11 protein-coding genes are annotated in these 9,025 nt (G+C 71.8%); 7 read left to right on the top strand and 4 right to left on the bottom strand.

Annotation, left to right across the window (positions count from 1 at the left end; translation table 11 throughout):
- The first annotated feature begins 113 nt into the window (after window positions 1–113).
- From CCN39_RS43005 to CCN39_RS43030, 6 genes are all read left to right on the top strand, one after another.
- Window positions 114–1,046, top strand: coding sequence for a COG1361 family protein (locus CCN39_RS43005; RefSeq protein ID WP_244211267.1), 933 nt, complete (start codon window positions 114–116; stop codon window positions 1,044–1,046).
- Between the two features lie 84 nt (window positions 1,047–1,130).
- Complete coding sequence (locus tag CCN39_RS43010; protein ID WP_167455352.1) at window positions 1,131–1,658, top strand: GtrA family protein; 528 nt, start codon at window positions 1,131–1,133, stop codon at window positions 1,656–1,658.
- Window positions 1,659–1,888: 230 nt separating this feature from the next.
- Window positions 1,889–3,178 carry an MFS transporter gene (locus CCN39_RS43015; RefSeq protein ID WP_086852362.1) on the top strand — a complete coding sequence of 430 codons (1,290 nt, stop codon included), beginning with the start codon at window positions 1,889–1,891 and terminating at the stop codon, window positions 3,176–3,178.
- 10 nt (window positions 3,179–3,188) lie between these two features.
- Complete coding sequence (locus tag CCN39_RS43020) at window positions 3,189–4,037, top strand: NAD(P)H-binding protein (protein ID WP_086852364.1); 849 nt, start codon at window positions 3,189–3,191, stop codon at window positions 4,035–4,037.
- Window positions 4,038–4,056: 19 nt separating this feature from the next.
- Entirely contained in the window at window positions 4,057–4,764 is a 708-nt protein-coding gene (locus tag CCN39_RS43025) for a response regulator (protein WP_167455353.1), read from the top strand.
- A gap of 103 nt (window positions 4,765–4,867) precedes the next feature.
- Window positions 4,868–5,491: a helix-turn-helix transcriptional regulator gene (locus tag CCN39_RS43030; protein ID WP_086852366.1), complete on the top strand. Its 624-nt coding sequence runs from the start codon at window positions 4,868–4,870 to the stop codon at window positions 5,489–5,491.
- 21 nt (window positions 5,492–5,512) lie between these two features.
- On the opposite strand, the gene CCN39_RS43035 is transcribed toward CCN39_RS43030, so the two are convergent.
- Window positions 5,513–6,796 carry an ATP-binding protein gene (locus tag CCN39_RS43035; protein ID WP_086852367.1) on the bottom strand — a complete coding sequence of 428 codons (1,284 nt, stop codon included), beginning with the start codon at window positions 6,794–6,796 and terminating at the stop codon, window positions 5,513–5,515.
- A 3-nt stretch (window positions 6,797–6,799) separates the two neighbouring features.
- Window positions 6,800–7,495 (bottom strand): response regulator transcription factor, encoded by a 696-nt coding sequence (locus CCN39_RS43040; protein ID WP_086852369.1) that lies wholly within the window; start codon window positions 7,493–7,495, stop codon window positions 6,800–6,802.
- Window positions 7,496–7,537: 42 nt separating this feature from the next.
- Between CCN39_RS43040 and hisN the strand changes: the two genes are divergently transcribed.
- Complete coding sequence (gene hisN / locus CCN39_RS43045) at window positions 7,538–8,323, top strand: histidinol-phosphatase (protein ID WP_086852371.1); 786 nt, start codon at window positions 7,538–7,540, stop codon at window positions 8,321–8,323.
- Here the strand turns inward: hisN and CCN39_RS43050 are convergent, their stop codons facing one another.
- A complete protein-coding gene (locus tag CCN39_RS43050; protein ID WP_003105220.1) occupies window positions 8,324–8,584 on the bottom strand; it encodes a hypothetical protein in 261 nt (86 codons plus the stop codon).
- The coding region (locus CCN39_RS43055) for a TNT domain-containing protein (RefSeq protein WP_143264369.1) at window positions 8,584–9,025 on the bottom strand (442 nt) is incomplete at its 5' end. The genes CCN39_RS43055 and CCN39_RS43050, both read right to left, overlap by 1 nt.

Raw genomic sequence — 9,025 nt, forward strand, 5'->3', positions numbered from 1 at the left:
GGGCCCGGGCCACCGGCGCGCCGCCACCGCCGGTGTCGACCGCGTGCACCCCGCGCGGCAGCTTCAGCGCGACGGCCACCGGCTCGGACAGGCTGCCGCCGTCGTTGCGCACGGTGATCGGGAGGTTGGTCGCGGCACCCGGGCTGAGTTCGACGCCGTCCGGCGGGGCCGTCGCGCTGAAGCTGCCGCGCGGGGTGCACGCGGTCGACACCGGCGGTGGCGGCGCGCCGGTGGCCCGGGCCCAGGCCCCCGGCCCGGTTTCGGTGAACTGCCCCGGCGGCGAGGGCACGGTCACCTGCAAGACCGGCGCCGGCCTGCAGCCCGGCCAGAGCGCGACGCTGAACTTCCGCCTGCGGGCGGACGACGACGCCGAAGGCGGCACGGTGACCGGTTCGGTCACGGCCGGTGTGCAGATCTCCGTCCAGGTGAGCGTCAAGGTCACCGTGAAGCTCCCGCCGGACGCCGTGGTCCTGGACGCGCACACCGACCCGATCTCGATGCTCCCGTGGTTCCCCCACCCGCGGGTCTACGTGACGGTCCACAACACCGGCGAGACGACCAAGCCGGTCACGGTCACCTTCGACCACCCGCTCCGGCAGTGGTGGAGCCTGCGCGACTTCCCCTGCACGTCGACGGACACGGGCGCGAGCTGCACGACGAAGAGCGCGCTGGCCCCCGGCCAGCACGTCAACCTGTGGGTCCAGCTGAAAGGCCGTCCCAACGACGGCCGGACGACGGTCGACGCCCAGCTCGGCCGGGCGGCGGCCCCGCCGGTGACCGTGGACTTCGGCTGCTGGCGCCACTGGTGCGGCAAGGACCCGGTGCCCACGACGACCCCGTCGGTCCCGAAGCCGACGCCGTCCAAGCCGAAGCCCACCCCGTCCAAGCCGACGTCGAAGCCACCGGCGACGACGCCGGAGGAACCGACGAGCGAGCCGCCGGCGTCCTCGACCACGACCAGCGCACCGCCGCGGTCCGGCGGGAAACCCGGGGCCAAGCCGCCGACCGTCACCCCCGAGAAGGCTTTCGGCTGGCTGACCGGCTGACGAAGCCGCCCGATATCCGGACATTCACGGCGGCAATGCCGCCTGAACCACAGGTCAACGCGGTGTTCTCCTAGACTGCCTGGTGTGACCGTTGTGGAAACCGTGCTCAAGCGCACGCCGGAACCACTGCGTTCGGTGCTGATCAAGCACCGGGAGCTGCTGAAGTTCGCGATCGTGGGCGGCACGACGTTCGTGGTCGACAACGGCGTCTGGTACGCGTTGAAGCTGACGGTGCTGGAGCCGAAACCGACGACGGCGAAGGCGATCGCGATCATCGTCGCGACCATCGTGTCCTACATCCTCAACCGCGAGTGGTCCTTCCGGACCCGCGGCGGACGCGAGCGGCACCACGAAGCCGCGCTGTTCTTCGTCATCAGCGGCATCGCGGTGGGCGTCAACCTGGTCCCCCTGATCGTCTCGCGGTACGTGCTCGACCTCGAGGTCCCGCACGTGACGTTCCTGGTCCAGGAGGTCGCGGACTTCGCGAGCGGCTCGATCATCGGCATGCTGCTGGCCATGTTCTTCCGCTTCTGGGGCTTCAAGAAGTGGGTGTTCCCGGACGAGCTGGGCGAGCGGCGGCGGGACAACGACCAGGTCGGCCGCCTCCCCTGAAAAGTACTTGTCTTTTGACATGTACTTGTCTAGAGTCATCTCCGTCAGTGTTCCTGCGTAGTGGACGCCGTCCGGGTTCGGCCGGGCGAGCGGGACGATTCGAGGTGGTTTCCGAGCGCGAAGAGGTCGCATCCGTTCGCGGATGACGATGGAGCCTTTTCCCGACTCGACGGGACGCGTTTTCCACGCGTCCGCATCTCTCGTCCCTTCTGACGAAACAAGGACTTTTCTTGAGCACGATCGCGCCTCAGCGCGCCCTCAAACCTGCCCTCACGGGCCTGTTCCTGTCCGTGTTCCTCGCAATGCTCGACGCCCAGGTCGTCGCCACCGCGCTGCCCCGGATCGCCGCCGAGTTCGGCGGGACCGGCGCCTACGCCTGGGTCACCACCGCCTACCTGCTCGCCGGGAGCGCCACCGCGCCGCTGTACGGCAAGCTCGGTGACGTCTTCGGCCGCAAACGTGTGCTCCTGGGCGCGCTCGCCCTCTTCCTGCTGGGTTCGCTCGCCTGCGGCCTGGCGCCGTCGGCCGCGTTCCTGATCGCCGGGCGCGTGCTGCAGGGTGCCGGTTCCGGTGGCCTCTTCGTCTCCGTCGGCGCTTCGCTCGGCGAGATGTTCACGCCTCGCGAAGGCGCGAAGTACTTCGGCTGGTTCTCGATCTGCTTCGCCGTCGCTTCGCTCGCCGGACCGGTCGTCGGCGGCCTGCTCACCGGGGTCGCCGGGTGGCGGTCGATCTTCCTGGTCAACCTGCCGCTCGGGCTCGTCGCCCTGGTCTGCCTGACGAGGCTCGACCTCTCGACCCGGCGCCGGGAAGCGCCGTTCGACTTCGCCGGCGTGCTCCTGCTGGGCACGGCGATCACCGGGTTCACCCTGCTCACGCCGTGGTCGATCGGCCTCGGCGCGGTCGCGGCCGTGGTGTTCGTGTTCGTCGAACGGCGGGCCGAAGCCCCCGTCCTGCCGCCGCGGCTGTTCCGCGACCGGACGTTCACCGTGTCCGTGCTGCTCAGCGTGCTCGCCGGGTTCGCGTTCCTCGGCTCGGTCAACTACATCGCGGTCTACCTGCAGGCCGACACCGGTCCGGCGGAAGGCGGGCTGCGGCTGCTGCCGATGACGCTCGCCGTGTCGCTCTCCTCCGTCGTCGCGAGCAAGGTCATCGCCCGCACCGGCGCCTACCGCTGGGCGCCGCGGTCGAGCATGGCGCTCGGCCTGCTCGCGGTGCTCGGCCTGCTCGCACTGGACGGTCTGCCGCAGGTCCTCGCCTGCCTCGTCGTCTTCGGCTTCGCGGCCGGGCTGAACCTGCAGGTGCTCGCCATGGCCACGCAGAACACCGCCCCCGCCGCGGACCGCGGTGCGGTCGCCGCCGGCGTCAACCTCGCCCGCGCGCTCGGCTCGGCTCTCGGCCCGGTCGCGCTCGGCTTCGCCTACAGCGCCGGCACCCACGGCGTGTTCCTCGCGCTGCTGCCCGTGCTCGCGCTCGGCCTCGTCACGGCGTTCGCGCTCCCCCACGTCCCGCTTTCCCGTTAGGAGAACCACGATGATCTTCGTCCTCGGCGCCACCGGCAAGGTCGGCCGCCACCTCGTCCCCGCCCTGCTCGACGCCGGCGCAGAAGTCCGCGCGCTGACCCGGGACCCGGCGAAAGCCCGGATCGACCCGCGCGCCGAAGTGGTCCGCGGCGACCTCGACACCTCGGACCTGCCCGCCCTGCTGGCCGGCGCGGACCGCGTGTTCGTGCTGACGCAGGGGCACAACACCGACCGGGAAGCGGCGGTCGCGCAGGCCGCCGCCCAGGTCGGCGTCAGCCACCTCGTCAAGCTGTCCACCACCGGCGTCCACTTCGGACAGAAGGACGCGGTCTCCCGCGCCCACGCCGAAGCGGAGCAGGCCGTCCGCGCAGCCGGGCCGGCCTGGACGATCCTGCGGCCGGGTGCCTTCATGGACAACCGGTTCGCCTGGATCGGCTCGATCCGTGAGGAAAACGCCGTGTACGTCCCGGAAACCGATCCGCCGTCCGCGCTGGTCCACGTCCGCGACATCGCCGAAGTCGCGACGCTCGTCCTGACGACGTCCGGGCACGAAGGCGCGACCTACGAGCTCACCGGCGGCGAAGCCCTCACCGCCGAGCAGCAGGTCGCCATCCTTTCCGAGGCGATCGGCCGTCCGCTGAAGTACGTCGAAGAAACCGAGAGCGCCGCGAAGGACCGCCTGATCCGGACGTACGGCTGGCCCGCGAAGGCCATCGACGGTCTCTTCGCCCTCAAGCGCGAGTCCGCACCGCACGAACGCGTCGTCTTCGACACGGTCGAGCGGCTGCTCGGCCGACCGCCGCTGACCTTCGCGGCCTGGGCACGGGAGAACGCGTCCGCGTACCATCACCAGGAGTGACCAGGGGGAGGTGAGGCGGATGGGCGACCTGCGCGTCCTCGTCGTGGACGACCATCCCCTGTTCCGGATCGGCGTGGGCACGCTGCTCGCCGCCGAGCCCGGGATCGAGGTCGTCGGCGAGGCCGCCAGCGGAGCCGACGCGGTCGCCTCCGCCGCCGCCCTGCAGCCGGACGTCGTGGTGATGGACCTGCACCTGCCCGACCTGTCCGGGATCCAGGCGACCCGGCACATCGTGGCGGCGAACCCGGGCACCGGCGTGCTGATGCTGACGATGGCCGACGAAAGCGAGTCGGTCTTCGCGGCGATGCGCGCCGGTGCCCGGGGCTACCTGCTCAAGGACGCCGAGCCGGACGAGATCATCCGGGCCGTCCAGGCGGTCGCCCGGCGCGAGGCGATCTTCGGCCCGGACATCGCGAACCGCGTGCTCGCCTTCTTCAACCAGCCGCCGGCCAGCGAGCCGGTGTTCCCGGAGCTGACCGGGCGCGAACGCGAGGTGCTCGCGCTGATCGCGGCCGGGCACAGCAACAGCCTCATCGCGAGCACGCTGTGCCTGAGCCCCAAGACCGTGCGCAACCACATCTCGAACGTCTTCGCCAAGCTCCACGTGGCCGACCGGGCCGAGGCGATCGTCCGGGCCAGGGACGCGGGCCTCGGCCGGTCGGTGACAAGCGAGGCTTCGCCCCGCGCCGGGGGCTCCGCCACCCGGACCCCCAAACCGAAGTCCTGACGGGCGGTCCACCCGGGCAACATCGGGACGCCGGTCCCATGCGCCCGGGACACGCGAGCGGGCAGGCTGGGCAGCCTGCACCGTTCGAGGGGAATGGGGAACGATGTTCGAAACCGACCGGACCCCGGTGGTGGTCCGCGCCACCGATCCGATCCTGCACCACGGCGTCTGCACGACGCTGCGGTCACGCGACGACGTCCGGGTGGTGGACGACGGTACGGCTCTGGTCGCGTTGCTCGTCGCCGACCGGCTCGACGAGACGATGACCCAGCTGCTGTCCACGCTGCACCACCAGGGCTTCACCCGCATCGTGCTGATCGCGGGCGAAGTCGACGACAACGAGATCCTCAACGCGGTCGAGCACGGCGTCTGCGCGGTAGCCCGCCGCGCCGACGCCGGGCCCGAAGTGCTCGTCCGCCTGATCAAGGCCGCGGCCGCCGGGGAAGGCGCGCTGCCGCCCGACCTGCTCGGCCGGTTGCTGAGCCGGGTTTCGCGCCTGCAGCGCCAGGTGCTCCAGCCGCGCGGCCTGCGCCTGGGCGGCATGAGCGACCGCGAGACGGAGGTCCTCCGGCTGGTCGCGGCCGGGTATTCGACGCAGGAGATCGCCGACGAGCTCTGCTACTCGCAGCGCACGGTGAAGAGCGTCATCCACGACGTCACCAACCGGTTCCAGCTGCGGAACCGCTCGCACGCGGTGGCTTACGCGTTGCGGGAGGGTCTGATCTGAGCTGACGGCCGAGCGCGTCGCCTACCGCGGGACGCGCTCGGCCGGCCAGCGAACCTCAGGCACATCACTCGGCCGCGGCACCTTCAGGAACAAGCTGAACACCGCCGGACGACGGTTCGACAGCTCCAGCCGCCCGCCGTCGGCCTCGACCAGCGCCCGCGCCAGCGCCAGCCCCACCCCCGTCGAGCCGCCGCCGGAAAACCCGCGCTCGAAGATGTGCGGCGCGAGCTCGTCCGGCACGCCCGGCCCGGTGTCGCTCACCTCGATCACCACCGTGCCCTCGGCGTCGCCGCGGCGGGCGATGAGCGTCACCGTGCCCGAGCCGTGGCGCAGCGCGTTGTCCAGCAACACCCCGACGACCTCGCGAAGCCGGCCCGGCGTGGCCCGCGCCATCAGGCCGTCCGCCACCCGCGTGCGCAGGTTGCGGCCCTCCGAGCGGAGCAGCTCTCGCCACTCCTGCGCCATCTCCGGCAGCTGCGTCGGCAGGTCCACCGGTTCCGCGCCGACCTCGCGCGCCGCACGGGCCGCCGCGAGCAGCTCGTCCAGTGCCTCCGCCAGCCGGTCCGCCTGTTCCTGGGCCGCCTTCGACTCGTCGGCCACCTCGTCGTCCGGGTGCACCGTGAGCGGTTCCAGCCGCAGCTGCAACGCCGTCAGCCGGCTGCGCAGCTGGTGCGAGACGTCCCCGACCAGCTGGCGCTCCCGCTGCACGAGCTGGGCCAGCGCCGTGCCGGACGCGTCCAGCGCTTCGGCGACCATGTCGAGCTCGCCGACGCCGTAGCGGCTCGGGTCGGGCCGGAAGTCGCCGCCGCCGAGCCGGGCCGCGCGCTCGGCCACGTGCCGCAGCGGCTTCGCGAGCCGCCTGGCCGTCGCGATCGCCACCACCGCGCCGGTGCCGATCGACAGCAGCACCAGCAGCACGACCACCAGCGTCACGGTCGTCTGGCGCTCGTGCATCGGGCCGGCCGGGACGGCGATCTCCACCTTGCCGTCGCGGGCCAGGTCGGCCGTCTCGGTGACGGTGTCCGGGCCGGGACTGCTGCCGTACCGCTTTTCTTCCTGGCCGCTTGTCCGCACGGTGAGCAGCCCGTTCGCCGGGACCGCCGCGCGCACCTGGTCGAGGTCGATCTCCTGGCCGTTGGCGATCTCGGTGTCCAGGATCGCCGCCGCCGCGCGGGCGTTCTCGGCGAGCGTCTCGCGGTAGCTCGACTCGATCTGCCAGCTCGCCACGATGCCCAGCGGGATGCCGAGGACCGCCGCGGTGACGGCGACGGCCAGCAGGATGGCCAGCAGGATGCGGCGGCGCACGGCTTATTCGGCGTTGAAGCGGAAGCCGACGCCGCGGACGGTCGCGATCCGCCGCTCGCCGTCGTGGGTCTTGCTGGTGCGGCCGGCGGCCTCGTCGGCGGCGATGGCGAGCTTCCGCCGCAGCCACGACATGTGCATGTCGAGCGTCTTGGACGTCTTCGACTCGAGGTCGTTCCAGACCTCGGCGAGGATCTCGTCGCGGCTGACCACCTGCCCGGCCCGGGTCATCAGCACCCGCAGCAGCTCGAACTCCTTGTTCGCCAGCTGGACCTCGTGGTTGTCCACGGTGACCAGCCGCGCGCCGAGGTCCATCCGCACCCCGCCGGCCTCGAGGACCTCGGGCACCCGGCGGCGCAGCAGCGCGCGGATCCGGGCCAGCAGCTCGGCGAGCCGGAACGGCTTGGCGACGTAGTCGTCGGCGCCCGCGTCGAGGCCGACGACGAAGTCGACCTCGTCCGTGCGGGCGGTGAGCATCAGGACGGGCAGCTCGGTGCCGGCCGCGCGCAGCCGGCGGCAGACCTCCAGACCGTCCATCCCGGGCAGGCCGAGGTCCAGCACGAGCAGGTCGACGCGCTGGGCGGCGGTGGCGTCGAGCACCGAAGGGCCGTCGGTGACGACGTGGATCTCGTATCCCTCGCGTTCGAGGGCGCGGGAGAGCGGTTCGGCGATGGCCGGATCGTCTTCGGCAAGTAGGACCATGCTCACCTGGCCAACTCTACGGCTCGCGGGCGTGAAAACATCGTGACCGTGCCTGGCTACGAAGATGATCTGGCTCTCGCCACCCGGCTGGCCGACGCCGCCGACGCGATCACGACGGCGCGGTTCCGCGCCCTGGACCTGGCGGTGGAGCGCAAGCCCGACCGCACCCCGGTGACCGACGCCGACACCGCGGTCGAGGACGCGATCCGCGCCCTGCTGGCTTCGGAACGTCCTGGCGACGCGGTGCTCGGCGAGGAACGCGGCGGCTCGGCCGCGGCGGGCCGCGCGTGGGTGCTCGACCCGATCGACGGGACGAAGAACTTCCTGCGCGGAGTACCCGTTTGGGCGACCCTCATCGCGCTCGTGCAGGACGGTGACCCGGTGGTCGGCATGATCAGCGCGCCCCTGCTGGGCCGCCGCTGGTGGGCGGCTTCGGGTGACGGCGCCTTTTCGAGCGACTCAGCCGGGACCCGGCCGCTGTCGGTTTCGAAGGTTTCGTCCCTTTCGGACGCTTATCTGTCCACAACGGACCTGAACTCGTGGACGAAGTACCACTCGCGAGAGAAGTACCTCGGCCTGGTGGACGCGTGCTGGGAGACCCGCGCGTTCGGCGACTTCTGGCACCACGTGCTGGTGGCCGAGGGCGCGATCGACGTGGCGGCGGAGTGCATCGTCAACCCGTGGGACGTCGCGGCCGCGCAGGTGATCGTCACCGAGGCCGGCGGCCGGTTCAGCGACCTGGACGGCGCCGGGCGCTACGACAACGGGAGCGCGCTCTCGACGAACGGCCGCCTGCACGAGGAGACGCTGGCGATCCTGAAGCGCTAGTCAGGAACCCGGCAGCAGGCCGACGGCGCCGCGGGCGACCTGGGCCCAGGCCAGCCGGCCGAACAGGTAGTGGCACGCCACCTGCTCGCTGGTGAACCGGGCCCAGTCGTACCGGTTGCCCTGCTCGCGCCAGAACACCTCCCACGCCTCGTCCTCGCCCTGCATCAGGCACCAGGCGTTGTCGACCTCGGCGCCGAGCGAGACGACCTCCGGCGGCACGCCCAGCACGCCGAGCCACCGCTGGATCGACTGGGTGTTCATCAGTCCTCTTCCCCCTTGGCCTCGGCGAGGTAGCCGAGGGTCACCAGTTCGTCGGCCGCCAGCAGGGCACGGTACCGCGTGCCGCCGCCGACCTGGCCGAACCAGTTCGCGGTCTCCGAGCGCCACATCGGCACCTTGCGCACCACGACGTACCGGCGGTACTCGGCGTCCAAGAACGCGGGCGGCAGCGAGCGTTCCGCGAACGGTGTGCCGTCCTCGTAGAGGACCCGCCCGTAGGCCGGCCCGAAGCGGTCGAGGACCGTGTCGGCCGGGACCATCACCGGCTCGGGCCAGTCCACGCTGCTCTCGGGGAACTGCTCGCCCGGCGGCCACGCGTACTCGGGGCCGAGCTCGCTGTGCCCGAGGACGAACCGGCGGATCCACACCGCCTGCGTCGCCCTGGCGTACGGAACGTACCCCTCTTTCAGGTGCCGCGGCACC

The organism is Amycolatopsis kentuckyensis (genome assembly GCF_002155975.1).
GTDB classification, from domain to species: Bacteria; Actinomycetota; Actinomycetes; order Mycobacteriales; family Pseudonocardiaceae; genus Amycolatopsis; species Amycolatopsis kentuckyensis.

Bases quoted from the DNA above. Each gene is read 5' to 3' on its own strand.
- CCN39_RS43020 (WP_086852364.1), top strand. From the start codon at position 3,189: ATGATCTTCGTCCTCGGCGCCACCGGCAAGGTCGGCCGCCACCTCGTC.
- CCN39_RS43025 (WP_167455353.1), top strand. From the start codon at position 4,057: ATGGGCGACCTGCGCGTCCTCGTCGTGGACGACCATCCCCTGTTCCGG.
- CCN39_RS43030 (WP_086852366.1), top strand. From the start codon at position 4,868: ATGTTCGAAACCGACCGGACCCCGGTGGTGGTCCGCGCCACCGATCCG.
- CCN39_RS43040 (WP_086852369.1), bottom strand. From the start codon at position 7,495: ATGGTCCTACTTGCCGAAGACGATCCGGCCATCGCCGAACCGCTCTCC.
- CCN39_RS43050 (WP_003105220.1), bottom strand. From the start codon at position 8,584: ATGAACACCCAGTCGATCCAGCGGTGGCTCGGCGTGCTGGGCGTGCCG.